Source organism: Paenibacillus sp. EB106-06-01-XG199 (assembly GCF_058791575.1).
Window position 1 is genome coordinate 482,372 of record NZ_JBYTDQ010000001.1, and the last position, 25,380, is coordinate 507,751.

21 protein-coding genes are annotated in these 25,380 nt (G+C 48.2%); 16 read left to right on the forward strand and 5 right to left on the reverse strand.

Annotation, left to right across the window (positions count from 1 at the left end; translation table 11 throughout):
• The first annotated feature begins 102 nt into the window (after window positions 1-102).
• From AC3WT9_RS02490 to AC3WT9_RS02505, 4 genes are all read left to right on the forward strand, one after another.
• The gene (locus AC3WT9_RS02490; RefSeq protein ID WP_341378840.1) at window positions 103-1,656 is read left to right on the forward strand and encodes an ABC-F family ATP-binding cassette domain-containing protein; all 1,554 of its coding nucleotides are present in this window, start codon (window positions 103-105) and stop codon (window positions 1,654-1,656) included.
• Window positions 1,657-1,734: 78 nt separating this feature from the next.
• Window positions 1,735-2,805, forward strand: a complete 1,071-nt coding sequence (locus AC3WT9_RS02495) for a ThiF family adenylyltransferase (RefSeq protein WP_038592940.1) — start codon at window positions 1,735-1,737, stop codon at window positions 2,803-2,805.
• An 18-nt stretch (window positions 2,806-2,823) separates the two neighbouring features.
• Window positions 2,824-3,126: a Dabb family protein gene (locus tag AC3WT9_RS02500; protein ID WP_341093753.1), complete on the forward strand. Its 303-nt coding sequence runs from the start codon at window positions 2,824-2,826 to the stop codon at window positions 3,124-3,126.
• A 122-nt stretch (window positions 3,127-3,248) separates the two neighbouring features.
• Window positions 3,249-3,998: a winged helix-turn-helix domain-containing protein gene (locus AC3WT9_RS02505; protein WP_341093752.1), complete on the forward strand. Its 750-nt coding sequence runs from the start codon at window positions 3,249-3,251 to the stop codon at window positions 3,996-3,998.
• A gap of 42 nt (window positions 3,999-4,040) precedes the next feature.
• Here AC3WT9_RS02505 and AC3WT9_RS02510 read toward each other — a convergent pair whose 3' ends face one another.
• Window positions 4,041-4,550 carry a C40 family peptidase gene (locus AC3WT9_RS02510; protein WP_341093751.1) on the reverse strand — a complete coding sequence of 170 codons (510 nt, stop codon included), beginning with the start codon at window positions 4,548-4,550 and terminating at the stop codon, window positions 4,041-4,043.
• 282 nt (window positions 4,551-4,832) lie between these two features.
• Window positions 4,833-5,474: a thiamine diphosphokinase gene (locus AC3WT9_RS02515; RefSeq protein ID WP_341093750.1), complete on the reverse strand. Its 642-nt coding sequence runs from the start codon at window positions 5,472-5,474 to the stop codon at window positions 4,833-4,835.
• A 170-nt stretch (window positions 5,475-5,644) separates the two neighbouring features.
• On the opposite strand from AC3WT9_RS02515, the gene AC3WT9_RS02520 reads away from it, so the two are divergent.
• On the forward strand, window positions 5,645-6,109 hold the full coding sequence (locus AC3WT9_RS02520; RefSeq protein ID WP_341097696.1) for a low molecular weight protein-tyrosine-phosphatase: 465 nt from the start codon (window positions 5,645-5,647) through the stop codon (window positions 6,107-6,109).
• 147 nt (window positions 6,110-6,256) lie between these two features.
• Here the strand turns inward: AC3WT9_RS02520 and AC3WT9_RS02525 are convergent, their stop codons facing one another.
• A complete protein-coding gene (locus AC3WT9_RS02525) occupies window positions 6,257-6,988 on the reverse strand; it encodes an alpha/beta hydrolase (RefSeq protein WP_341378838.1) in 732 nt (243 codons plus the stop codon).
• 276 nt (window positions 6,989-7,264) lie between these two features.
• Here AC3WT9_RS02525 and pdhA point away from each other — a divergent pair, with 276 nt between their 5' ends.
• The 7 genes from pdhA to AC3WT9_RS02560 all read left to right on the forward strand — a co-directional run bounded on the left by pdhA (window position 7,265) and on the right by AC3WT9_RS02560 (window position 16,188).
• Window positions 7,265-8,332, forward strand: coding sequence for a pyruvate dehydrogenase (acetyl-transferring) E1 component subunit alpha (gene pdhA, locus AC3WT9_RS02530; protein WP_038592926.1), 1,068 nt, complete (start codon window positions 7,265-7,267; stop codon window positions 8,330-8,332).
• Window positions 8,333-8,347: 15 nt separating this feature from the next.
• On the forward strand, window positions 8,348-9,325 hold the full coding sequence (locus tag AC3WT9_RS02535; protein ID WP_038592923.1) for an alpha-ketoacid dehydrogenase subunit beta: 978 nt from the start codon (window positions 8,348-8,350) through the stop codon (window positions 9,323-9,325).
• 152 nt (window positions 9,326-9,477) lie between these two features.
• A complete protein-coding gene (locus tag AC3WT9_RS02540) occupies window positions 9,478-11,118 on the forward strand; it encodes a 2-oxo acid dehydrogenase subunit E2 (RefSeq protein WP_341093747.1) in 1,641 nt (546 codons plus the stop codon).
• Window positions 11,119-11,121: 3 nt separating this feature from the next.
• The gene (gene lpdA, locus AC3WT9_RS02545; protein ID WP_038592917.1) at window positions 11,122-12,534 is read left to right on the forward strand and encodes a dihydrolipoyl dehydrogenase; all 1,413 of its coding nucleotides are present in this window, start codon (window positions 11,122-11,124) and stop codon (window positions 12,532-12,534) included.
• Between the two features lie 297 nt (window positions 12,535-12,831).
• Complete coding sequence (locus AC3WT9_RS02550; RefSeq protein ID WP_341378837.1) at window positions 12,832-13,326, forward strand: nucleoside/nucleotide kinase family protein; 495 nt, start codon at window positions 12,832-12,834, stop codon at window positions 13,324-13,326.
• Window positions 13,298-14,272: a S66 peptidase family protein gene (locus AC3WT9_RS02555; protein WP_341093744.1), complete on the forward strand. Its 975-nt coding sequence runs from the start codon at window positions 13,298-13,300 to the stop codon at window positions 14,270-14,272. Before AC3WT9_RS02550 ends, AC3WT9_RS02555 begins: the two co-directional genes overlap by 29 nt.
• Window positions 14,273-14,685: 413 nt before the next feature.
• Complete coding sequence (locus AC3WT9_RS02560) at window positions 14,686-16,188, forward strand: alkaline phosphatase family protein (RefSeq protein WP_341093743.1); 1,503 nt, start codon at window positions 14,686-14,688, stop codon at window positions 16,186-16,188.
• A 34-nt stretch (window positions 16,189-16,222) separates the two neighbouring features.
• On the opposite strand, the gene AC3WT9_RS02565 is transcribed toward AC3WT9_RS02560, so the two are convergent.
• Window positions 16,223-16,999, reverse strand: a complete 777-nt coding sequence (locus tag AC3WT9_RS02565; protein WP_341378835.1) for an alpha/beta fold hydrolase — start codon at window positions 16,997-16,999, stop codon at window positions 16,223-16,225.
• Window positions 17,000-17,463: 464 nt separating this feature from the next.
• Between AC3WT9_RS02565 and AC3WT9_RS02570 the strand changes: the two genes are divergently transcribed.
• The 3 genes from AC3WT9_RS02570 (at window position 17,464) to AC3WT9_RS02580 (ending at window position 20,519) form a co-directional block, all read left to right on the forward strand.
• Complete coding sequence (locus tag AC3WT9_RS02570) at window positions 17,464-18,258, forward strand: thymidylate synthase (RefSeq protein WP_341093741.1); 795 nt, start codon at window positions 17,464-17,466, stop codon at window positions 18,256-18,258.
• 48 nt (window positions 18,259-18,306) lie between these two features.
• Window positions 18,307-18,798 (forward strand): dihydrofolate reductase, encoded by a 492-nt coding sequence (locus tag AC3WT9_RS02575; protein WP_038592908.1) that lies wholly within the window; start codon window positions 18,307-18,309, stop codon window positions 18,796-18,798.
• Between the two features lie 233 nt (window positions 18,799-19,031).
• Window positions 19,032-20,519 carry a glutamate synthase subunit beta gene (locus AC3WT9_RS02580; protein ID WP_341093740.1) on the forward strand — a complete coding sequence of 496 codons (1,488 nt, stop codon included), beginning with the start codon at window positions 19,032-19,034 and terminating at the stop codon, window positions 20,517-20,519.
• Between the two features lie 118 nt (window positions 20,520-20,637).
• Here the strand turns inward: AC3WT9_RS02580 and AC3WT9_RS02585 are convergent, their stop codons facing one another.
• Window positions 20,638-22,581 carry a methyl-accepting chemotaxis protein gene (locus tag AC3WT9_RS02585; RefSeq protein WP_492407255.1) on the reverse strand — a complete coding sequence of 648 codons (1,944 nt, stop codon included), beginning with the start codon at window positions 22,579-22,581 and terminating at the stop codon, window positions 20,638-20,640.
• 629 nt (window positions 22,582-23,210) lie between these two features.
• Between AC3WT9_RS02585 and AC3WT9_RS02590 the strand changes: the two genes are divergently transcribed.
• Window positions 23,211-24,926, forward strand: a complete 1,716-nt coding sequence (locus AC3WT9_RS02590; RefSeq protein WP_341093738.1) for a proline--tRNA ligase — start codon at window positions 23,211-23,213, stop codon at window positions 24,924-24,926.
• Window positions 24,927-25,380: the final 454 nt, after the last annotated feature.

Genomic DNA, 25,380 nt, shown 5'->3' on the forward strand with positions numbered 1-25,380 from the left:
TTCCTATTTCAGGCTTGCGCTTACTTGTGCTAAAATGGTCGTTGTATGTATTGACAGAATACTGCTTATTTTTAAATATAGATAGGAGCTTACGGAGAATTTATGAGTTTACTTACAGTAGAAGACGTTTCCCACAACTTCGGAGACCGGCAGCTCTTCAAGAATGTGAATTTCCGGCTGCTCGACGGAGAGCATGTTGGTCTGGTGGGGGCGAATGGCGTCGGTAAATCGACGCTGATGAATATTTTGACCGGAACTTTGCTGAAGGACAGCGGGAGAGTGGAATGGACTCCCAAGGTGCGTTATGGCTATCTGGATCAACATACCAATCTTACGCCGGGTAAAACCGTGCGCGATGTGCTGAAGGATGCTTTCCTGCCGCTGCTTGAGCTGGAGAATGATATGATGGCGATTACCGAGAAAATGGGCGATGCCTCTCCGGAAGAGCTGGAACTGCTTCTGGAACAGATGGGGGAAATCCAGGAACAGCTGGATATCGGAGACTTCTATTTGATTGATGTGAAGGTTGAGGAAATGGGCAACGGGTTGGGATTGACGGCAATTGGCCTGGACCGTGATGTCGCTTCGCTCAGCGGAGGACAGCGGACTAAGGTGCTGCTGGCCAAGCTGCTGCTGGAGAAACCGAATGTGCTGCTGCTCGATGAGCCTACCAACTATCTGGACGTAGAGCATATTGACTGGCTTACTAACTACCTGAAGCAGTATCCTTATGCCTTTTTGCTGATTTCCCATGATACAGAATTTATGAACAAGGTTGTTAATGTCGTGTACCATCTTGAATTTGCCAAGCTGACCCGCTATACGGCCAACTATGAGCAATTCCTTGATATGGCTGACATGAACAAGAACCAGCATATTGATGCTTATGAGAAGCAGCAGGAATTCATTAAGAAGCAAGAGGATTTCATTCAGCGAAACAAGGCGCGTGCTTCCACCTCGGGACGGGCGAAGAGCCGTGAGAAGCAGCTCGACCGTCTGGAACGGATTGAACGTCCAGAAGAAGCGGCCAAGCCGACGTTTTCGTTCAAGGAAAGCCGGGCGAGCGGCAAGACTGTGTTCGAAGGCATCGACTTCGAGATTGGCTATGACCGTCCGCTGCTGCCAAAGCTGAATATGACGATAGAACGCGGGGAGAAGATTGCAATTGTCGGCTGCAACGGTGTAGGTAAATCCACGCTGCTGAAGACGATTCTCGGCGTGATTCCCGCATACAGCGGAAAAACGTACTTGGGCGATTACCTCAGTTCCGCCTACTTCCAGCAGGAGGTTAAGGCTGCTAACATTACACCGATTGATGATGTCTGGAATGAATTTTCCAGTCTCAACCAGCATGAAGTGCGCGCCCATCTGGCCCGTTGCGGATTGAAAAATGAGCATATTACCCGTCCGCTGAGCATGTTGAGCGGTGGTGAACAGGCGAAGGTGCGTATATGTAAGCTGATGATGCGCGAAAGCAATTGGATTCTATTCGACGAGCCTACAAATCACCTTGATATCGTCGCCAAGGCAGAGCTGAAGCGTGCCCTGCAGGAATACAAAGGTACCATTCTGCTTGTATCTCATGAACCTGATTTCTACGAAGATTGGGTGACAAAGACTTGGGATGTTGAGCAGTGGTCGGCGCAATCTGTATAGTTGAATTTCAAAGTCCGGGGAAGAGCAATGTTATTGGTGCTGTTCCCCGGCTTTTAAATATGGGGGGCTGTTTCCGGGATGAGCCATAATGAACATGAAAAAGAGTCTGCTGTCCATTCTTCAGGCCGGGATGGACGATATTCACGCCAGGTACGCTTTACACCTTTCGGGATTGAGGGGCAGCAGGGGCTAGCACGTTCCAGTGTACTTATTGTTGGAGCTGGCGCACTTGGCACGGGGATTGCCGAGACACTGGCGCGTTGCGGAGTGGGACGCCTGATTCTTGCCGACCGTGATTATGTGGAGTGGAGCAATCTGCAGCGCCAGCAGCTGTACACCGAGGAGGACGCTATCGGGCGTATGCCCAAAGCGGAAGCGGCCAAAGCCAGGCTGGAGAACATCAATTCCGAAATAAAGGTTGAAGCGCATGTGCTGGATGTACGTGCTGAAGAACTGGAAAGCCTGCTTCACGGCGTGGACCTCATCATGGATGGCACTGATAACTTTGATACCCGGCTTATTATAAATGATATGGCGATGAAGTACGGTATTCCCTGGATCTATGGGGGCTGCGTAGGCAGCTATGGTATTACCTATACGATTTTGCCTGGAGAAACACCATGTCTGAACTGCCTGCTGGGGACTATACCTCTGGGTGGGGATACCTGTGATACGGCGGGGATTCTGCCGCAGGCAGTGCAGCTCGTTACTGCTAACGCTACAGCAGAGGCGCTGAAGCTGCTCGGAGGACGGAAGGAACAGCTTCGAAACAAGCTCTTGACCTTTGATGTGTGGCGCAATGAACATCAGGAGATCGGTGTCAAAGCTGCCAAGAAGAGTGATTGTCCGTCCTGCGGCAGCCAGCCGGTTTATCCTTATCTGACCGCGGCGAATACGGAACGGAGCGATGTGCTCTGTGGCCGGGACACCGTGCAGATCCGTCCGGCACGGCGGCAGAAGCTTAATCTGCAGGAAACGGCAGACCGGCTGTCCAGACTGGGGGCCGGCAAGGTAGAGAGCAATCCTTATCTTGTTTCCTATACAGACGGGCCTTACCGCATGGTCATTTTCACTGATGGACGGGCTTTGATTCATGGAACCAGTGATATTGCAGCAGCCCGCAGCTTTTATCACCGGTATTTCGGATAATGAAGGGGAGAGAATAGAATGAACAATGGAACGATCCGTCACATGGCAATCTTTACGTTAAAACATCCGGTGAATTCTGAGGAAACGGCGGCATTTCTGAAAGCCGGAGAGGATATTCTCAGCGCTATTCCGGTGGTGCGCAATTTTGAGATGCTGCGCCAGGTGAGTGCCAAATGTGAATATGACTTTGGCTTCTCGATGGAGTTTGATAATCAGGAGGCTTACGAGGCCTATAATAATCACCCCAGTCATCAGGCTTTTGTGCGTGAACGCTGGGACACTGAGGTGGCTGGCTTTCAGGAGATTGATTTTGTGAAATAATTGTTAATAGAAGTCAGCAAAGAGACCATTTCTTAGGAATGGTCTCTTTGCTTTGCGGGAACTCTAATGAATATCTGCGGCTGCACGGCCGCTATCGAACGATGAGTGAGGCGGGGATGTCCATGAATGAGGTAGTCGTATGGTTTGCGCCCGGGGCAATCCTTGGCAGTAAAGAATCTGCGGAAGACAGAACCAGGAGGGAAGAGGAGCATCAATTCATTGAGCTCACTCTGCATGAGCTTGGACTGCAAACAGCATTAAGCGAAGATCTTGAGGATCTTCGCTTAATGCTGTCCAGAGTGGAGCCCGTACTGCTCTTAACGGAGCTGTACGACGCCCGAGGATGGGAGGGATGGGAAATTATAGCGGATCTTAGAGAACGCGGCGTGTTTCTGCCAGTAGTAGTCATATCCAGCGGCAATTCGGAAGGAGAGGTAGTTGCGGCTTTTGAGGCGGGCGGCAATGAATACTTGAAGAAGCCGCTTCATGCAGGCGAGTTCAAATGCAGGGTAATGAATCTGTTATGGCTCACCGGACACCGGAGGGGCCATGAGACAAGGCTTAAGGTCGATGGACTGGTGCTGGACCCCAGCCGCAGGCTGGTTAGCCGGGACGGAAATTCCCTTACACTGACCCCCAAAGAATTTGATCTGCTGTATTACCTCGCCGTGCATTTGGGGGAAATCTGTCCCCGCGGCGAGATTCTAAAGCATGTCTGGGGATACCATTTTCAAGCGGATACGAATGTAGTAGATGTCTACATCCGGCATATCCGGTTGAAAGTGGACAAGGGCCATCGGAATAAGCTGATTCATACCGTACGTGGAACCGGATATGTAATGCGCGCACCGGAAGGGGGAGAGACGGAGTGACTTCCGGTGCAGAGTAAGCGCTAAAAAATATTTAATAGAAAACTACAGTACGCGACGGGCTTTGAGGTAGGTTCTTTTCCAGTTTCCGGAGTTCAAATCCGAAATCGTTACACCCGGAGAGCCATAAGTGTGAAGAATCTTGCCATTTCCTGCATATACAGCTACGTGAGTTACGTTTCTGCCGTTAGCTCTGCTGCCGCTGGAGAAAAATACCAGATCGCCTGGACGAAGGTTAGCTTTGGAAACATAAGTTCCGACTTTCGATTGCGCTGCAGATGTGCGCGGCAGATTGACGCCATATTTGGCGAAAATGTATTTGGTAAAGGAAGAGCAGTCAAAATATCTGGTAGTAGAAGTGGATGCGCCGAACTGATAACGGGTACCCAGATAGTTTTTACCGAAATTAACAACCTTTTGTCCAGTAGAGGACGACGTCACGGATGCAGCAGCAACGGGTGCTGTACCGGCTCCTGTCACCATCAGTGTACTCAGGCCAATTGTGGTGCACATTCCTACGACGATTGCTTGCTTAAACCATTGTTGCTTTTTCATGTTGTAATACCTCCCAGGTTTGTATCTATCTTTCATTCGTCTTTCTCTGTTTCGTAGTATAGCAGGTTATACATGCCCTAAAATATGGAACAGAGGGTTCAAAACCAAGCTGGGTATGGGTTGTAAGCGTTTTATTAAAATCGCATTAAAAGTTACAAAATATTAATATTTGACGGTTATCTCGATATAAAAAAGCCGGAAAACCCTGTTGTGACAAGGGTTATCCCGGCTTTTTCGTTTTGAAACAAAGGTTACAACGATGTCTCCGAATTCATATGTAAATCAATCTTTACTCTGAATAATCAGCAGCAGACCGCTCTCAATAGTAACTGTTCCGCACCCCTCTAACAGACGGTTGCTTACAGCAAGAGACTGGCCAAGCTTAAGCGTGGCATCGGTAAGCGGGTATTGGAAACCTTGAAGTGTAATCCCTGTAACTTCAGGAGTCAGAGGAAGTAAAGAGACATAAGTATACCCCCGCTCATGCACCAGCGCCTGTGAACCGGTCAGGGTGATATAATTATGAGTATCCATCACAGAGCAGCTTACCTGGCGCTGTAGTGCTCTTGTCATCATCTGGATCCCGGCCAGTGTATGGTCCATCCGTGTGCCGGTCACACCGATCAGCAGAATCGACTCGGGCTGGGTGTTGAGTGCAAGTTCAAGTGCCATCTCGCTGTCGGTCAAATCCTTGTCCACAGGGTCACAAGTGATAGTTTTTTTGCTTCCTGCCTCAATCTGCTGCAGGGCTTCCGGGGAGACAGAGTCGAAATCGCCAACGGCAATGTCGGGTGTATACCCATGGGATATTAGAAACAAGGCACCACGGTCAGCGCCGATAATAAAATCTTCTTCATCTAATAGAAGTAAAAACTCCTCTGACAGCTCGCCGCCGGCAAAGATAACAACACGTTTGGATGGCAATACAATCCCCTCCTTTAAATCTGCTATATAGTTTGTCATCCTGACCAAGTATAATGCAGATTGAAAAGTTGTACAATTGATGCGGACAACGCTAAAATGAATAGAGTACGTTTCGTTTATGAAATGTGCAGATTAAATAACTGAGGAAACAATTGCAGGAGGTGAGAGAAATCGTAAGTGTATTATTCGTTTGTCTGGGCAATATTTGCCGCTCGCCTATGGCAGAAGCGGTGCTCCGCCATAAAATTGGTGAACGCAAGCTATCCGATAGAATCTCGGTGGATTCTGCCGGTACTGGTGACTGGCATATTGGCAAAGCACCGCATGAAGGAACCCGCCGTATTCTCGATCAGTGGGGAATCAGCTATGAGAATATGACAGCTCGCCTGGTTAGCAGCGGTGATTTTGAAAAGTTTCAATATATAGTGTGCATGGACAAGTCGAATGCGGAGAATGTCCGCAAGCTTCCCGGGGGGAAGGACGCTGAGCTGCTGTTCTTCATGGATTTGCTGCCGGATGAAGAGCTTCGCGAGGTTCCAGACCCTTATTTCACCGGTAACTTCGAGCAGGTCTATGATCTGATCAGTGCCGGCTGTGATGTACTGCTGGAGCGGATTATTGCAGAGAAGCTCTAGACAGGGCGCCACATTCCAGAATATCGGTTGGCGCCCTTGCAAAAAAAGGACGGGCACCGTAATGCCCGTCATGATTTGAAAGCGTAATCAGTTGGCAAACATACATATGTTCGCAGTATGTTCACTATTTTGCCCATTTTACCTGTTTCATGAGTTAAAGAAATAGAGTAATGATTCTGGGAGCTCTTTTTGCCAAAATCCCCAGAGATGACGCCCGTCTTTTTCGCGGTAGGATACTGTAGCGCCCCGCGATTCCAGCAAAGCCTTGGTATCCCTGTTCATCTGCACGAAATCGTAAACTCCGGTATCCGTCTGGTATTCAGTTTCTTGCAGTCCTACTACCATATTAATAGTAAGCCAGGAGAGGTCCTCTTCCTGCTCAATGATTTCGCGTGACTCCGGATAATATGCACCGGAAAGACTAAGGACACGGGTGAAAAGCCCGGGATATGCCAGTGCCAAATGCAGAGAAACACTGCCGCCCAAGGAGTCTCCGGCGATGATCCGCTCATCAGGGGTGCGGCGAACCGGATAATTATGTTCAATGAAGGGAATAATCTCTTCGGCAAAGCAAGACAGGTAATGCTTAAACCTGCTGCCAAAGGGGGCGTACTCCTGTGTTCGCACGGGGACATTTACTTCCACTCCAACAATAATGAAAGGTTCCACATCTTCTTCCACAATCAGCTGCCCGGCAAGAGTAGCGATGCGGCCGAAGTTGAAGAACTCCTCCCCATCCTGGCAGTACACTACCGGATAACTGAGGACTTCGTTATAACCGGGGGGGAGATAAATGCGCAGCCTGCGTTCTTCCTGGAGAAATTCGCTCCATAATGTTTGCTTAATAATTGTACGTTTCAGAAAAACAGGTTCGCTCATAGCTGAATCGTCACCTTTCTTGTCGGATTTTGCATTAAACGTAGCGGTGCGTTAAAATTACCCAAGCGGTAAATGTGGCATTAATCATTTACTTGCTTAAAAAACCCTAATCTGTTATAGGATATTTATCAACCTGTTATACATACAAAATTTATGAAAACATAAATTTTATGCGTATTTCTTTGACGAAACAGATAAAACAGGTGTATAATAATTCTATAACAGAGGCCGCTGATATTCAAATGGTATTCAAATTTTTTTATTGAGGTGAAAATGATGACTAGAGTTCCTTATGAAGTGTATACAGAGGACGTAGAGGCCCTTTCGGTACTTTCCCCGGATGGAGAAGTTATCAACAAGGATAAGATGCCTACACTTACCGATGATCAATTGAAAGAAATCATGTATCGTATGGTATTTACCCGTACTTGGGATGACCGTGCGGTCAACTTGGGCCGTCAAGGCCGCCTGGGATTCTACGCGCCGGTATCCGGACAAGAAGCAACCATGGTGGGCAGTGAATACGCCCTGCAGAAAGAAGATTTCGTATGCCCTGGCTACCGTGACATTCCGCAGCTGGTATGGCATGGACTTCCATTATACCAGGCTTTCCTATATTCCCGCGGCCATCAACATGGCGGTGAGATTCCTGAAGGTGTAAATGTTCTTATGCCTCAGATTATCATCGGTGCACAAATTCTGCACGCTACCGGAATTGCAATGGGCTTCAAATTGAAGAAACAACAAAACGTTGCTATTACTTACACTGGTGACGGCGGTTCTTCTGAAGGCGACTTCTATGAAGGTCTTAACTTTGCCGGACGCTTCAAATTGCCGGTAATCTTCTTTGTTCAAAATAACGGCTATGCGATTACGACTCCGTTCGCGAAGCAAACGGCTGCCAAATCCATCGCACATAAAGCAGTAGCAGCTGGTATTCCCGGTATTAAGATCGACGGCATGGACGTCTTTGCAGTAATCTCCGCGGTGCAGGAAGCTGCAGAACGCGCACGCAAAGGCGAAGGAGCTACGCTGATTGAAGCTGTGACTTACCGTTTCCGTCCGCATTCCCTTTCCGACGACGCCAGCAAATACCGTTCCAAAGAAGAAGAAGGACAATGGAACGAGAAGGACCCGATTGCCCGTCTTGCCAAGTATTTGGAGAAGAAAGGCCTCTGGACCGAAGAAGATACGCTGCGCGTAAGAGAAGAAGCGAAAGCGACTGTTAACGAGCAGATTAAAAAAGCAGAGCAAACCGAAAAAATGACCGTTCCTGGCTTGATCGACAGCATGTTCGAGGTAACTCCGAAACATCTGGAAGAACAAAAAGCCGATTTTGAATAAGGGGGATATCAGGCAATGGCACAAATGAATATGAAAGAAGCAATTCGTGACGCAATGCGCGTTGAACTGAACCGTGACCCTAACGTTCTTATCTTCGGTGAGGATGTAGGGAATGTAGGGGGCGTCTTCCGTGTAACGGAAGGGCTGCAAAAAGAATTTGGCGAAGATCGTGTTTTTGATACTCCGCTTGCTGAATCCGCCATCGGCGGTCTGGCTTTTGGTCTGGGCGTGCAAGGATTCCGTCCGATTGCTGAAATCCAGTTTGTTGGTTTCATCTTTGAAGCACTCGATCAAATCGTCGTTCAGGCTGCACGCCTGCGCTGGCGTTCGGGGGGCAGATTCAATGCTCCTGTAGTATTCCGTACTCCATTTGGCGGCGGCGTAAAAGCGGCTGAACTGCATACCGATTCCCTCGAAGGCCTGATCGCTCAAAGCCCGGGGATCAAAGTGGTTATTCCTTCCAATCCATACGATGCAAAGGGACTTCTGATTGCCTCGATCCGTGATAATGACCCGGTATTTTTCATGGAGCACTTGAACCTGTACCATGCATTCCGTGCAGAAGTGCCTGAAGGTGAATATACCGTCGAGCTGGGCAAAGCAAATGTTGTCCGCGAAGGTTCGGATGTTACAATTATCTCTTACGGTCTAATGGTACATACTGCTACCAAAGCGGCCGATCAGCTGGAAAAGGAAGGCATCAAGGCTGAAATTATCGATCTGCGTACGGTTAGCCCGATTGATATTGATACCATCGTTGCTTCTGTGAAGAAGACAAACCGTGCGATCGTTGTGCAAGAAGCGCAAAAGAGCTCCGGTGTGGCTGCAGAGGTAATCGCACAAATCAATGAAAAAGCTATTCTTCATCTGGAAGCGCCAGTGCTTCGTGTTGCCGGTCCGGACACCATTTATCCGTTCGCGCAAATCGAGGATAGTTGGATTCCTACACCAGCACGCGTAGTTGCAGCTGTTAAGAAAGTTATGGAATTCTAAGAAGAAACGTCCTTGCCGTCCTTGTAAAAGGGCGGCACCCGTTTCTGATTTGCTTTTGAGGTATTCACAAACTAAGCGGATGTTTTTGAAGCGAGTTTCTGAGAAGTTAGTTGAAGAAGCATCGGCTATATAACTATTAGGAGGTTATCAAGGTGGCAAAATTTGAGTACCGGTTCCCTGAGCTGGGCGAAGGTCTGCATGAAGGCGAAATTATCAAAATGCATATCAAAGCCGGCGATAAAGTAACCGATGACGATATCGTAATGGAAGTACAGAATGACAAGGCAGTTGTAGAAGTTCCTTGTCCGGTCAACGGTACAGTGCTTGAAGTCTTCACCAAAGACGGTCAAGTCTGCCGCGTAGGCGAAGTAGTGGCAATTATTGATGCAGAAGGCGATGTTCCTGAGCAGGAGGGCGGCCATACGGAAGCACAGGCTACTCAAGAAGCAGATGCAGCCAAAGGCGGAGCTGACACTAAGTCTTCTCCGGCAACCAGCAGCCCTGCAACTGGCGGCGCTGTAAACTTTGAATACCGGTTCCCTGAACTGGGCGAAGGTCTGCATGAAGGCGAAATTATAAAGATGCATATCAAAGTCGGCGACAAAGTAACCGATGACGATATCGTAATGGAAGTACAGAATGACAAAGCTGTAGTAGAAGTGCCCTGCCCTGTTAACGGCACAGTGCTTGAAGTACGTGTGAAGGACGGACAGGTATGCCGTGTGGGCGAAGTTGTAGCGATCATTGCTGCAGAAGGCGAAGTTCCACAGCAGGAAGGCGGCCACGCTGAAGCTCCGGCTGCTCAAGAATCCGCACCGGCAGCAGCTGCACCAGCAGCGGTTCCTGCTCCAAACCGCGATGTACTTGCTACGCCAAGTGTGCGCAAGTTTGCCCGTGAGCAGAGTGTTGACATCTCCAAGGTGAACGGCTCCGGCAAGAACGGCAAGATCACTCATGAAGATGTTGAAGCCTTCCTGAAAGGCGGCTCCGCTGCACCGGCAGCAGTTGCACCTGCTGCTGCACCAGCAGCATCGGAAGCACCAAAAGCCAAGGCCAAAGAAGCTGCACCAGCAGCATCCGGCAATGTAAGCCTTGAAGAAGAACGCGTTCCATTCAAGGGTATCCGTAAAGCGATCTCCAATGCGATGGTTAAATCCGCATACACTGCGCCTCACGTTACCATCATGGACGAAGTGGATGTTACCGAGCTGGTAGCTTTCCGTGCCCGTATGAAACCAGTTGCTGAGAAGAAAGGCGTGAAGGTGACCTATCTTCCGTTTATCGTCAAAGCACTCGTGGCCGCTTCCCGTCAATTCCCGGCGCTTAACGCCATGATTGATGAAGAGTCCAATGAAATTGTCTACAAGAAATACTACAATATCGGTATCGCTACAGATACAGACAACGGTTTGATCGTTCCGGTTATCAAGGATGCTGACCGTAAGAGCATCTGGATGATTGCCAGCAGCATTACCGATCTGGCTGTGCGTGGACGTGACGGTAAGTTGGCAGCTAACGAAATGAGAGGCAGCACAATCTCCATCAGCAACATCGGTTCCGCTGGCGGTATGTTCTTTACACCGATCATCAACTTCCCTGAAGTGGCGATCCTCGGTACTGGACGTATCACTGAGAAACCAGTTGTGAAGAACGGCGAAATCGTAGCCGCTCCTGTTATGGCGCTGTCCCTGAGCTTTGACCACCGCATCATCGACGGTGCAACAGCACAGAACTTCATGAATTATATTAAGACCCTGCTCGCAAATCCTGATATGTTAGTTATGGAGGTGTAATTAATGGTAGTCGGAGACGCTTCAATCGAAATCGACACATTGGTAATTGGTGCAGGTCCCGGCGGGTATGTGGCGGCAATTCGTGCCGCCCAGCTCGGCCAGAAGGTTCTGATTGTGGATAAATCGGAACTCGGCGGTGTATGTCTGAACCGCGGATGTATTCCTTCCAAGGCTCTGATCTCTGCAGCCCATCAATTCGAAGCTGCACAGCACGGTGAAGTTTTCGGTGTCACTGCCGAGAACGTCAAAGTGGACTGGGCAAAAACACAGGAATTCAAAAACGGCGTTGTCAAAAGAATGACAACCGGCGTAACCGGTTTGATGAAGGGCAACAAAATTGAAGTATTCAGCGGTGAAGCTATGTTCATCAATACAAACGAAGCCCGTTTGTTCAATGAACATGAATCTCCCCGCTACAAATTCAACAACTGTATCATTGCTACAGGTTCCCGTCCGATCGAACTGAAGCCTTTCCCATTTGGCGGACGTATTCTGTCTTCGACCGAAGCGCTTGATCTTCCGGAAATTCCGAAGAGCATGATCGTTATCGGCGGCGGCTACATCGGAGCCGAGCTTGGCCAAATGTACTCCAAATTTGGCACTAAAGTAACCATCATTGAAGGTCTGGATACAGTTCTGCCTGGCTTTGACAAGGATATGACCCGTCTGGTTGCCAAGAACATGGCGAAGACTGGGATTGAGATTGTTACTAATGCCAAAGCGGAAAGTGCTGTACAGAACGACAAGGAAGTAACCGTGAAATACTCCGTGGGCGGCGAGTCCAAGGAAATTACTGCGGATTACCTGCTTGTAACTGTAGGACGTCGTCCAAATACGGATGGCGAGCTGGGATTGGATCTGATCGGTATGGAACTTGACGAGCGCGGCTTGATCAAAGTTGACCATCAGGGCCGTACCAACATTCCTAACATCTATGCAATCGGCGATATTGTTCCAGGCCTTGCTCTGGCACACAAAGCTTCTTACGAAGGCAAAATTGCTGCTGAAGCGATCTCAGGACACAAATCCGTTGTTGACTACAAAGTCATCCCGGCTGTTGTGTTCACCGATCCAGAATGCTCCAGTGTGGGTCTGACCGAGAAAGAAGCGAAGGATAAGGGCTACAAAGTAAAAGCCGGCAAATTCCCGTTCGCAGGTAATGGCCGTGCAGTTTCCTTGAACGCTCCGGATGGCTTTATCAAGATTGTGGCAAACAGCGAGAACAACCTCGTATTGGGCGCACAAATTGTGGGTATCGAAGCTTCCAACCTGATTGCTGAACTGGGTCTGGCGATTGAAATGGGCGCTACGCTCGAAGACATCGCATTGACAATCCACGCGCATCCAACCCTTGGCGAAATCGTCATGGAAGCGGCTGAGCTTGTGGAAGGCCACCCAATTCACGTAATTAAATAATAAATTATAAATTATAGACTGCTTCGGCAGACAACAATAAGAGGATGTCCGCCGAGCCATGCAAATGGCTTGGTAGACATCCTCTTTTTTTAACGCATTACATATAGTTATTCAGATGGCAGCCGAAACTACTTGTGGTAAGATCAAGAAAGAAACGGGCCTATACAGCTGTCCTTTCATCGTAAGCGGGTAAATAAGGAGGAGAGGAACATTACACACAGAACTTGTGTTATCGCCATAGCAGCCGTCTCAGGGGGCGGCAAAACGACTGCCGTCAGAATCTTGCAGGAGCGGCTGGTGAACTCGGCTGCTTTGTTTTTTGATGACTATGATTTCCCTTGGCCTGATGAGTTTGACCGGTGGATGGAACGTGGGGCAGACTATAACGAGTGGAAGCTTGAGCCCCTGGTGGCTGACCTGAAAGGGCTGCTTGCCCGAGCGGACCGGCCGGAGTATATTTTACTCGATTATCCTTTCGCCTATGTACATAATGAACTAAGCCGGCTTATTGATTTTGCTATATTTATCGACACTCCGCTTGATGTGGCTATGGCCAGAAGATTCATCCGAGATTATAAAGATTCCGCAAGCAGCGATGTGACCCGGGAGATGGAAGGATACCTGCGTGGAGGCCGGGAGGCATACTTGGCAATGCTTCATACCGTTCTCCCCTCATCCGACTATGTGGCAGACGGTACGCTGCCTGTAAATGACCTTACAGATCTGCTGCTGGAGCAAATCAAGTACAAGGGGAGTGAAGACTATGAAGCCAGCAAAACTGCAAGCCGGTGATGAAATCCGGATTATTTCACCTTCCATGAGCTTAGGGGTTATAGCAGAAGAGCAAATCGTGGCAGCAACAAAGAAATTGGAGGCTTTTGGGTTTACCGTTTCTTTTTCCAAGCATGCTTATGAAAGAGATGACTCCGATTCGTCTTCGGTGGACTCCAGACTTGAGGATCTCCACAGCGCGTTCAGCGACCCTGCGGTAAAAGGGATATTGACGACGCTTGGTGGCTTCAATTGCAACCAGCTGCTGCGGGGGCTGGATTTCGGCTTGATTGCAGCAAATCCCAAACGGTTATGCGGCTATTCCGACATTACGGTGCTGCAGAATGCCATTTATGCCAAAACAGGACTGATCACCTACTCCGGTCCTCATTTCTCTACACTGTCCATGCGTCACGGGATTGAATACACTGTAGATTATTTTGTCAAAATGATGATGGAAGATGAAGAAGTGGATGTGCTGCCTTCGGTGCAGTGGAGCGATGATGCCTGGTTCTTAGATCAGGAAAATCGTGTATTCGAAGCAAACGCCGGGCCTTATGCCATTCACGAAGGTTATGCGGAAGGCATTATAATTGGTGGTAATCTATGCACACTGAATCTGCTGCAGGGGACAGAGTATATGCCCAGCCTGAAGGACGCGATTCTTTTTGTGGAAGATGACTATGAATCCCGCCCGGGGAACTTTGACCGCGATCTGCAGTCGCTGCTTCTTCAGCCCGGCTTCGCACTGGCCAAAGGGATTGTGATAGGCAGATTTCAAAGAGCATCACGAGTGACACAGGAGTCACTGCGTACAATTATCAACACCAAAAAGGAGCTGGCACAACTCCCTGTCATCGCCGATGTGAACTTTGGGCATACCTCGCCAATAATTACTTTTCCAGTAGGAGGAAGGGCTGTGTTAAAGGCAACGTCACAAAAAGTAGAACTGAGGATTAGTGAATAAAAAAGGCCAAAACCATGACTATATCGTATATTCCAATGCCTTGCGATATCCCAAGTATAGCTTGCCCTATTCTTCTGAGGCCGTCAGATTCGTGATAGAGGCTTGGCGTACAGCATAGAGTTTGGCTGGATCAGCCGATAATTAGTTCGTCCGGGAATATGGTGCAGTACCGCAATGATGAAAATGAGATCTACGGTTTGATCCGGTATCTGATCAGCTTTATGGAACAGTTTGCTCCGGTTGCGAGCTGAAATCCAATATATCCCTTGAATAACATTTAGATCTCCGCGACAAAATGTATATTAAGTAGGTGATCTGTTATGCGAAAAAAGTGGAATCGAATTTTGCCGGCGATGCTTATCTTTATCCTGGTTTTTGGATGCCAAAATCCGAAACCTAAAGAAACGGATTTAATGAGGATAAAATCAGCAAATGAAGAAAATACGAAGAAAGTCATTTTATTTGTTGCGGACTCTTTAATGGCTCAGGCAATCGACCAAGGAATCAGAAAGCAAGAGCTTCCCGCCTTTAAATTCCTGATCGATCACGGGCAATATTATAAAGACCTCGTCAGTTCTTTTCCCACGATGTCCGTCACGATCGACAGTTCGTTGCTCACCGGAAAGTATCCGGATGTTCACCGTGTACCGGGTCTGACCTGGTATTCTGCGGACAACAAGAAAATAATCAATTACGGGACCGGGCCGCTGGAAGTGCTCGGACACGGAATTCACCCGGTTTTAACCGATGCGCTAATCCATTTAAACGGGAGTCACTTAAACCGGAATTTACCCACGATCTATGAAGATTTAGCCCGGCTGGACTTAAAGTCCGGATCGATAAATGGCTTGATTTACCGGGGGGCTTCCGATCATAAGTTGTCGATTCCTGGCTGGATTCAAGGCGCTGCCTCTTTGCCGAAAGAAATTCAGGTGAAAGGTCCGGATTTTTTCTCCTTGGGTTCGTTGTCTAATCCGTTTGAAGGTATAAAAAATTTGCCCGATAGTGTGATAAACCGGATGGGGATTAATAATAATTTCGCTATAGAAGCCGTGAAATATTTGATTAAAAACAAGACATTGCCGGATTTTTTATTTGTATATTTGCCCGATATGGACCGTAAGCTGCACAAGCAAGGCCCTACGGAGTTAAATGGGGTTAGAAAGTTGGATCAACAGCTTCAGTCTCTGATGGAAACATTCGGTTCGCCGGAAAAAGCTTTGCAGGATGCGATTATCATCATTGTAGGGGACAGTGGAATGACTCAAATTCTGCCTGCTGAACAAAATCCGGTAATCGATCTGCCTTCTTTGTTTGGAGATGCCCAAGTTTTACGTCCGGGTGAACCCGTAACAAAGGAGACCGAAATCATTCTCGCAGTCAATGAAACCATGGCCTATGTGTATTCATTAAAAGCGGATCGTTCCCTTAGAGATGTGGCAAATGTACTGAAGAATGACCCGCGTATCGATTTTATTGCTTGGAAAGAAAAGGATTGGATTTACGTAATTCAGGGATCAACAGTCAAACAGCTCAAGTTCAAAGCCAAAGGCAATCTGACTGATGCTTATGGACAATCATGGACGGTCGAACAGAACAGTGAGGTACTGGATATCAAGGTAAACGCTGCTGCTCATTCACTGAATTATGATGAGTATCCCGATGTGCTGAAGCGGTTGTCAGGTGCGCTCCATTCACATCAAGGGGAATTTTTGGTGGTCACAGCAAAACCGGGATATGAATTGGCGGACAGAAGTTCTCCAACGCATAAGGGTGGCGGCGGGCACGGTTCCATTCGTAAAATGGAATCGCTTGTTCCCTTGATCATCGCCGGAACGGATCAAAAACCTGACTATTTACGAATTATCGATTTAAAAGCTTATTTGCTTAACCTTTTGACAAAGAGAACGGAGTAGATGTACTGCAGGTTATTTCAAATGCTTTCCTATATCATTGCCCGCAGCGATGAATAAACTGCTCGATTAGCACGTTCAATTTACCCGCTGCTTTTGTAGGAATTTGGTGTTTGGTGTTTTTGATAAAAACAAGCTCACTTACAGGCAGTCGTTCTTGCAGCAGCATGGCGTAAGGGTGGAAGGGTGTGTCCTTTTCTCCATAAATCAACAATACGGGTTGATGTATCTTTCCCAAATGTGCCGTACAGTTATAATTCAAACTGTATTGATAATACTGTTCAGCGTTTCTGGCGTTTGTTTTTTTAGCATCGTTAAATATTGATCGCATCAAAGACAGCTTGGGTTTCGCTTGAGTCCAAGCAGTGGAGAGGGCAATTGCAATGACAGCGCCGATTTGAGAGAGGAAGCGTCCGCGCGCTATTTTGTTTCTTAACCTATTGTCGCTTACTTCCGACATTCCGCCAATCACAATGCCTCCCAATGTCCGATCGGGACAGGTTAACATAAAATCGAGTACAACCGAGCCGCCGGTTGAGTATCCGCACAAAAATGCCTTTTCGATCTTCAAATGATCCATCAACTGCCTGATATCCTCAACGATTAACGGATAGGTAATTTCCTTCTTGGAAGCCTCGCTTCGACCATGGCCCCGAATATCAAAAGCGACCGTTCGAAAATTTGCCGACAATTTTCTCACCTGATATTGAAAATTCAAGCTTGTCAATACCGGAGGATGAATGAATACAATCGCTGTTCCTTTTCCGCAATCTCCATAATACATGTTGTATCCATTTATATAGTTTCGGGGCATTGAATATCACCTTCTTCATATTATCATCAGCCGGTTTATTAGATACCCGGCTGATTATTTTTGATGTTATTAATTTTGTACTTAGAATATTCTTCGCACAGGCTGAATCATCTGATTCCAGGCATTCCCGTTTAATCTGCGCCGCTGTCTAATCCCAAAAACAGTAACTCCAACACCTAATGCCAATAAAGAAGACATAATAGTTCTTCGATTATTTACCATTCCTAGAAAGGAACGCATCCATTGCATACCAGTTCACCGCCTCTTGTTGAGAATTTGTTCTTCATATATGTCGGTCTTTATTTTGCGGATGATCCGATCTCTTCATTCATGGAAATAATGTTGTCCATTCCCAATGTATCAGCAAAGATGGCGAGTATGATAATGCCTTTTTTTTGGCATGTTGCAAGGCGGCCAGCTCATGGTAAAATGATTAAAGAAAAAGAGGAGAGGAGCGCTGACTGTTGCGTAAATATTTGGATTTACTTCAGGATATATTGGATCATGGCACGGAAAAAAGCGACCGGACAGGTACCGGTACGATATCCGTATTTGGGCGCCAGCTCCGCTTTGATCTGCAAGAGGGTTTTCCGCTGGTGACAACCAAGCGCATTCACTTGAAATCGGTAGTTTATGAACTGCTGTGGTTTCTTAGAGGAGAGACGAACACTTCCTATCTGAAGGAGCACGGTGTTTCGATCTGGGACGAATGGGCAGATGAGAACGGGGAGCTGGGACCCGTATACGGGTCCCAATGGCGGTCCTGGGAGAGCGCCGACGGCCGGATTATTGATCAGATTTCGAATGTGATCGAGTCGATCAAACATAATCCCGATTCCCGCCGTCATATCGTCAGTGCCTGGAATGTGGGAGAGATTGAGCAGATGAAGCTGCCGCCTTGCCATTTTGTGTTCCAATTCTATGTTGCGGACGGCAAGTTGTCCTGCATGCTGACGATGCGTTCAGTGGACACTTTCCTGGGATTGCCTTTTAACATTGCCAGCTACGCCCTGCTCACACATATGGTCGCCCAGCAGACCGGCCTTGAGGTTGGTGATTTCATCTGGTCCGGAGGCGATGTGCACATTTATACAAATCATCTGGAGCAGGTCGCTAAGCAGTTGTCCAGAGAGCCTTATGCGCTGCCTACACTGAAGATTCTCACAAAGCCGGACAGTATTTTTGATTATACCTTTGAAGATTTTGAATTTACAGATTATGTTCATCATCCGGGAATTAAAGCACCAGTGGCCATATAGTCTTTGTTGGATACATTTCTGATGATTCCTTGAAAAGGGGGCTAAAATATGAGCATCAGCATGATATGGGCAATGGGTGCTAACGGTGTAATCGGCAAGGACAATGATATGCCCTGGCATTTGCCGCGTGATTTTGCCTTTTTTAAATCCGAAACTTTTGGCAAAAGAATGCTAATGGGCCGTAAGACATGGGAGTCGCTCGGGGGCAAGCCGCTTAAGGACAGAACGAGTATTATTATTACCCGGGACCGCAGCTATGCTCCGGAGGGAGCAAAGGTCGTGCATACCGTGGAGGAAGCGCTGGCTGAAGGCGGCAAGGGTGATGAACTGATGATTATTGGCGGTGCGGAGATCTACCGGATGTTCCTGCCGTATGCCGATAAGCTGATTGTGACCCGGATTGAACATGAGTTTGAAGGCGATACGAAATTTCCTGAGGTAGAGTGGAGTGAGTGGACAGAGATTTCCAACACCCCAGGAATTCGCGATGAGAAAAATCCGTATGATTACCGATTCTATGTTTATGAACGTACGGTTTGAAGAAAAAGCGTTTTCTCTGACACAACATGTGAAATAGTACAAATAATCAGCAGATTAATCCATTACAGTGCGAAAGTATAGAATGCTACTATAATTAAAATTAGAAATGCTAAACTTAAAAGTAGTATAGAATGTGCAGGTACTTCATTGCGCTGAAACGACATGAGTCTGCCGCAATATGTTACAATGTACTATACATCAACACGAAGAGAACGGATGGGGGAAACGTAAATATGTCTACACCTACTGGATTTATGGAGTATAAGCGCCAGCTCCCAGGAGACCGGGATCCTGAACAGCGCGTGAAAGACTGGGAAGAATTCCACCATCATTTAACCGAGGACGAGCTTCGGACACAAGGCGCCCGTTGTATGGATTGCGGAACCCCTTATTGTCATACAGGTATTGATATGGCTGGCGGAACTTCAGGATGCCCTGTCCACAATCTCATTCCCGAATGGAATAATCTGGTGTACCGGGGACTGTGGAAGGAAGCACTCGAACGCTTGCATAAGACGAACAATTTCCCTGAATTTACGGGCAGCATCTGTCCGGCACCTTGCGAAGGCTCCTGTACCGTCGGTCTGATCGGCCAGCCGGTTACGATCAAGACGATAGAGCTTGCCATCATTGATAAGGGCTTTGAGGAAGGCTGGGTTGTGCCTTGTCCGCCGGAGAAGCGTACCGGCAAGTCAGTAGCCATCGTCGGCTCCGGACCCGCTGGTCTGGCTGCAGCGGCCCAGCTTAACAAGGCAGGACATACTGTAACTGTATTTGAACGCAGTGACCGTGTAGGCGGCCTGTTGACATATGGAATTCCGACCATGAAGCTGGACAAACGTGTCGTGCAGCGCCGTGTTGACTTGCTGGCTGCCGAAGGCGTGAACTTCGTAGTGAATACAGAGATCGGCAAAGACATTCCGACACAGCAGCTGGTCGATGAATTTGATGCGGTTGTCCTCTGCGGCGGAGCGACTAAGGCACGCCGTTTCAACGTCCCGGGAGCTGAGCTTAAGGGCGTCATGTATGCGATGGATTATTTGAACGGCACGATTAAGAGCTACTTGAACTCCAATCTGCAGGATGGCAACTTTGTCTCTGCTGCAGGTAAGGATGTTATTGTGCTTGGCGGCGGTGACACCGGTTCTGACTGTGTGGCAACTTCGCTCCGTCATGGCTGCAACAGCATTACCCAGTTTGGTACGCATGACAAAGCCCCGCTTGAGCGAGATCCGATTGCCAATCCTTGGCCGCAGTTTCCGAATGTGTATACGCTTGACTATGCACAGCAGGAAGCCAAGGCAATCTTCGGTGATGATCCGCGTGAATTCTCCATCATGACTACGAAATTCGTAGGTGATGAAGAAGGCAACCTTAAGGAACTTCATACCGTGCAAATCCGCCGGATGGTGGATGAGACCGGACGTAAGATTTATCAGCCGGTTCCAGGTACTGAGGCTGTATATCCGGCTCAGCTTGCGCTGATTGCGATTGGGTTCGACGGACCGGAGCAAGAGATGATCGAGGAGTTGAACCTTGAGACAGACCGCCGCAGCAATGTGAAGGCCCGTTACGGCAAGTTCAACACGAACGTGGATAAAGTATTTGCCGCCGGTGATATGCGCCGTGGGCAAAGTCTTGTGGTCTGGGCGATCAATGAAGGACGCGAAGCTGCACGTGAAGTCGATAAATATCTGATGGGATCGACAGTTCTCGTCTAATCTATAATGAATATCTGAACATGAAACCTTAAAAGCCGTCTTTCACAGTATAAGCTGTGGAAGACGGCTTCTTTAAATTAGAGCTGATTTAGCTGACAGGTGAAGATTAGGCGGCTGCCTAATCTTCAAGCTTGAAGTGTTCGACTTTTTGCTGCAAATCTCCGGCCATTTTGGACAGCTCACCCGATGAAGAGGTGATCTCTTCCATCGAGGCAAGCTGCTGCTGGGTAGCAGCTGTTACATTCTGGAAGGCATCGGAAGCGGAACGCGAGATGTTCGAGATCTCCTGGACAGATGCTGCGACTTCTTCTGCACCTGCTGACATTTGTTCAGTGATCGCAGAGATGTCATGGATCTGTCCGTTGATCTTGGCTGTGGAATGTTCAATGCTCGCGAAGGCTTCTTTGGCTTCTTCGGTTACTTGCATCCCAAGCTCGACATCTGCCGACACTCTATTCTGGATAGTTTCATAGGTCTGATCGATTAGTTCAGTCATCTGAACAATAGTGTCTTGGATATTGCCAGCAGTCATTTTAGACTGATCAGCCAGCTTGCGTACCTCGGCGGCAACTACTGCAAATCCTTTGCCATGTTCCCCGGCGCGTGCGGCTTCGATTCCTGCATTCAATGAGAGCAGATTAGTCTGTACAGCGATAGTGGAAATGGCGCTGCTCATTTCCGAGACCTCGCTGTTTAGGCCATTTAATTGTCCAATCAACTCAGCTGACAGTTGTGTGGATTCCCGGATGGCGTTCATCTGCTTGCTGACCTGCTCGATCTTGCGGCTCCCGACGAGCACATCTGCTCCTGTATCGGTCGAGGAATCAACGATGGATGAGGCGGCTTCGGCTATTTTTTGAATGCCGGAGGACATTTCTTCCATCGCCCGCGACGTTTCAATCATCGCAGCGGTTTGAGTTTCGGCACCATTCGAAGACTCCTCTGCCAGCCCGGCTACATAGGCTGTTGCTTTGGAGTTCTCCTCGGTAGTTGCTGTCAGCTGCTGGCTCGAAGCAGCCAAGAGTCCGGACGTATCCGAGATATCAATCACGATATTCCGTAAGGAGTCGACCATGAGATTGTAGTTCTCAGCTAATTGACCGATCTCATCTGTACGGTCAATCACAATTCGTTCATTCAGATAACCCTCGCTTACACGGCGTGCCGAGTTGTTGAGGTTGGCGATAGGACGGGAGATTGCCCGGACAATAAAGTACATCAATACCAATGCAACAATCAGGGCTGCTCCAAGAACCATTAAGCCGGTATAGAGTATAGGCAGGGAGGCATCCGAGAATTCTTGTGTGGTTAAGACACCGACAATCGTGAAGCCGGTAATTGGATCAGTGGTGTAATATCCCCGCATTTCAAGACCCGAATCCGGATTAGTATAGGATAGCGTTCCACCCTCATTTGTAAGCAGCTTCACCACATAGTCGTCGATATCTTCTCCTGCTTTTTTGACGGGATGGGACACAAATTTATGATTGCGGTCAACGACATAGTAGTAGCCGTGATCTCCCAGCTTCACCTGGTTGATTCGTTCGCTCATCGCCTTAAGGCTAAGGCTGGTGGTGACTGCTCCTTTGCCGTCTTTTAGTGTTTCAGAGATGAACAGGTTATAGTTGCCTGTAGTGACGGAAACGAATGGATCCACGATGGTAACTTTGCCGGCATTTTGCATGGCCGCTTTGTACCATTCTCTGGTTCGTGGATCGTAATCCTGCTGCTTGCCGGGATCCGGAGCCTTCATCCAGGAGCCTTTTTCATTACCCACCGTAAGGATCTCCAGCTCTGGATGTTCTTTCATGAACAATTCAATGAGTTCACGGGCTTCCGGTGTTTGAGCATCAATGTCCGCGGAAGTGAGCTGCTGGCTGAGCTGCTGAACATTTTTCATAGCTGCATTTACCGTTTCATTGATTGTAGTTTTTAGCAAATTCACACTGGCCTGTGTAGATTCCTGCATCTTCAGCTCCAATTGTTTGCTTGCACTGGAGTAGGAGAAGTAACTCACGAGAAGGACTGGGATAACCAGCATAATCGTGAAGATTAACATCATCCTCCTCTGAAGTGAACGGGATGTGAGTTTGCGGATGATTTTTCTAATATTTGTGTACATTGTTATGACTCCCCCTTGATTGCATAGAAGCAGATTAGGTCGTAAGCAGCTGCTCCTTGAATGTTATAATGATATATTCGGTTTATTGACACAATAATTTCATATGTCTATATTTGAATATGAAAGAATTAACATACATTCTGATATAATTTTACATTGTAAAGGATTAATTGCACTGAAATTGGAGAGATTGGAAACTGATGGACCTCTCAGCAGGCTTGACGAATTTTTCATTATCCTTTAAATTGAATACCATACTAATAGCGTAATAGCGTTGATCAAGGATCTACGTTTCTGGAATCGCTTGGATCAGAGAGGGGACTCACCGGCTGAAAGGTCCTTCATGAAGCGAGAGAAGTGTACCCTGCCTTGAAAGCTGCTGCACTTTGGAAGACATTAAGGTGCTGCCGGCCCCGGCCGTTATCCGGATTTGAGGACTGCCAGGCACAGATTGGCGGTTGAAATAGGGTGGTATCACGACGCATTCGTCCCTGACGAATGTGTCTTTTTGCGTTTTCTTAAGAAGATTTGAGAAATTGCGTTAACCAAACCAGAGAGGGCTGAACCTTATGCGTCAAAGTCAACTACTTGCCACAACCCTTCGCGAAGCTCCGGCTGAAGCCGAGACCGCAAACCACCAGCTGCTGCTGCGTGCAGGATACATCCGCCAGCTGGCGGCCGGAATCTATACCTACTTGCCTCTTGGCCGCCGCGTGCTCCGCAAGATTGAACAAATTGTCCACGAGGAAATGGATGCCGCGGGTGCACAGGAGATCCTGATGCCCGCGATGCAGCCTGCTGAGCTGTGGAAAGAGTCGGAGCGATATGAGGTCTACGGCAAGGAGCTGATCAAGCTTCAAGACCGTCATGACCGGGAGTTTGTACTGGGGCCAACCCATGAGGAAGTAATAACTTCATTGGTGCGGGGGGAGATCAATTCCTACCGAAGGCTGCCACTGACTGTGTTCCAGATTCAGACCAAGTTTCGTGATGAACGCCGGCCGCGTTCCGGGCTGCTGCGGGGCAGGGAGTTCCTGATGAAGGATGCCTATTCGTTCGATACCAGCTGGGATGGGCTGGACGAATCTTATGTGCGAATGTATAACGCCTATCAAAGGATTTTTGAACGCTGCGGTTTGCTGTACCGGGCAGTACATGCCGATTCCGGGGCCATAGGCGGTGAAGGCGGGAGCCACGAGTTTATGGCGCTTTCCGAAATCGGAGAGGACACCATTGGCGTCTGCTCCGTCTGCGACTATGCTGCAAATCTGGAACTGGCTGAAGTTCGGTCTCCTGAGGGAGTGCAAGAAGTACGCACGATAAGAGGGGACCAACCTGCGGTGGAGAAGTTCCATACGCCGGACATCCGGACGATTGAACAACTCGAGCTCGAATTGCATATCCAGCCTGAGGAAATCATCAAGACGCTGATTTATGAAGCTGGCGGTCAATTTTATGCCGTACTGGTTCGCGGTGATCATGAGGTCAACGAACATAAGGTGGCCAAAATGATCGGGGTTAGCAACATCTCCCTGGCAGATTATCATGCTGTGCAGCATGCCGCGGGAGTAGAGAGCGGTTATATTGGTCCAGTCGGTCTTTCGCTGACCGTGCTGGTTGATTCGGCAGTTGCGGCCATGGAGTCAGGCATAACGGGTGCCGGAGAGAAAGACTACCATCTGCGCGGTGTCGTACCCGGACGGGATTTCAGCCTCAAGCATGCGGGTGATCTCCGAAATGCCGTGGAGGGTGAGGCTTGTCCGAATTGCGGCAAAGGGGTACTGCACTTTCATCAGGGAATTGAAATCGGCCATGTTTTCAAGCTGGGAACCAAGTATAGTGAGAAGCTGGGAGCCACGTATTTGAACGATTCAGGCAAAAGCGCTCCGATGATTATGGGCTGCTACGGGATCGGCATCTCGCGGCTGCTGGCTGCCGTAGCCGAGCAAAATCATGATGAACAGGGTCTTATCTGGCCCCAAGCGCTCGCGCCTTACAATGTTCATATTCTACTGATGTCAACAAAGGACAAAGAGCAGATTGCGGTGGCTGAACAACTGTATGCGCAGCTTACCTCTCTAGGGATTGACACGCTTTATGATGACAGGGATGAGCGTGCCGGGGTGAAATTTAAGGATTTCGGCCTGATCGGTATTCCGGTTGCGATTGTTGTAGGCAAGGATGCTACAGCGCAGAAGGTTGAATATATGGACCGCAAAGCCAGTACTAAGGAAGTACTGGATATTACAGAAGCGGTTATGCGGATTGCCGGGACTTTGAATTGAATTGAAAGTTTGATAGCAGCTTGCGGCGGTTTTGATGCGGCAATTCCGCTGAAGTTTCTCGCCTGAACGTTATTAATGTATCTGTGGCAGCTGCATTGGTGAAGATTTCAACCGTATACTGAATTTGCCCGGTTGCCACAATGGCAGCAGGGGGGACATCTGCAGCAGAGAAACCAAAAGCTTCATTTTCCCTGCTGATCGCCACCCCGAATGTTGTGGTAAAAATAATAATGGTTCCATTTCTGCGAACTCTAAGGGTATTCGTATTGAACAAGGGATTTGTCAGGCCACTCCAAAGCGCAAAATTCTCCTGAACGAGATCCGCTAAACAACAAATAATAAAAGGGTTCTAAATCATCGTCGATGCCAGACTCCTCTAAGACATTTCAAAATTCATCAAGTTCATTTCGATCAAGGTAAAGAAGGGCAGCAGAATTGGGCTGAGACTGACAAC

Coding starts and splice junctions, on each gene's coding strand:
- AC3WT9_RS02565 (WP_341378835.1), bottom strand. CDS start 16,999: ATGCCCCGAAACTATATAAATGGATACAACATGTATTATGGAGATTGC.
- AC3WT9_RS02555 (WP_341093744.1), top strand. CDS start 13,298: ATGAAGCCAGCAAAACTGCAAGCCGGTGATGAAATCCGGATTATTTCA.
- AC3WT9_RS02500 (WP_341093753.1), top strand. CDS start 2,824: ATGAACAATGGAACGATCCGTCACATGGCAATCTTTACGTTAAAACAT.
- AC3WT9_RS02510 (WP_341093751.1), bottom strand. CDS start 4,550: ATGAAAAAGCAACAATGGTTTAAGCAAGCAATCGTCGTAGGAATGTGC.
- AC3WT9_RS02525 (WP_341378838.1), bottom strand. CDS start 6,988: ATGAGCGAACCTGTTTTTCTGAAACGTACAATTATTAAGCAAACATTA.
- AC3WT9_RS02580 (WP_341093740.1), top strand. CDS start 19,032: ATGTCTACACCTACTGGATTTATGGAGTATAAGCGCCAGCTCCCAGGA.
- AC3WT9_RS02535 (WP_038592923.1), top strand. CDS start 8,348: ATGGCACAAATGAATATGAAAGAAGCAATTCGTGACGCAATGCGCGTT.
- AC3WT9_RS02575 (WP_038592908.1), top strand. CDS start 18,307: ATGAGCATCAGCATGATATGGGCAATGGGTGCTAACGGTGTAATCGGC.
- AC3WT9_RS02590 (WP_341093738.1), top strand. CDS start 23,211: ATGCGTCAAAGTCAACTACTTGCCACAACCCTTCGCGAAGCTCCGGCT.
- AC3WT9_RS02585 (WP_492407255.1), bottom strand. CDS start 22,581: ATGATGTTAATCTTCACGATTATGCTGGTTATCCCAGTCCTTCTCGTG.
- AC3WT9_RS02490 (WP_341378840.1), top strand. CDS start 103: ATGAGTTTACTTACAGTAGAAGACGTTTCCCACAACTTCGGAGACCGG.
- lpdA (WP_038592917.1), top strand. CDS start 11,122: ATGGTAGTCGGAGACGCTTCAATCGAAATCGACACATTGGTAATTGGT.
- pdhA (WP_038592926.1), top strand. CDS start 7,265: ATGACTAGAGTTCCTTATGAAGTGTATACAGAGGACGTAGAGGCCCTT.
- AC3WT9_RS02495 (WP_038592940.1), top strand. CDS start 1,735: ATGAGCCATAATGAACATGAAAAAGAGTCTGCTGTCCATTCTTCAGGC.
- AC3WT9_RS02505 (WP_341093752.1), top strand. CDS start 3,249: ATGAATGAGGTAGTCGTATGGTTTGCGCCCGGGGCAATCCTTGGCAGT.
- AC3WT9_RS02560 (WP_341093743.1), top strand. CDS start 14,686: ATGAGGATAAAATCAGCAAATGAAGAAAATACGAAGAAAGTCATTTTA.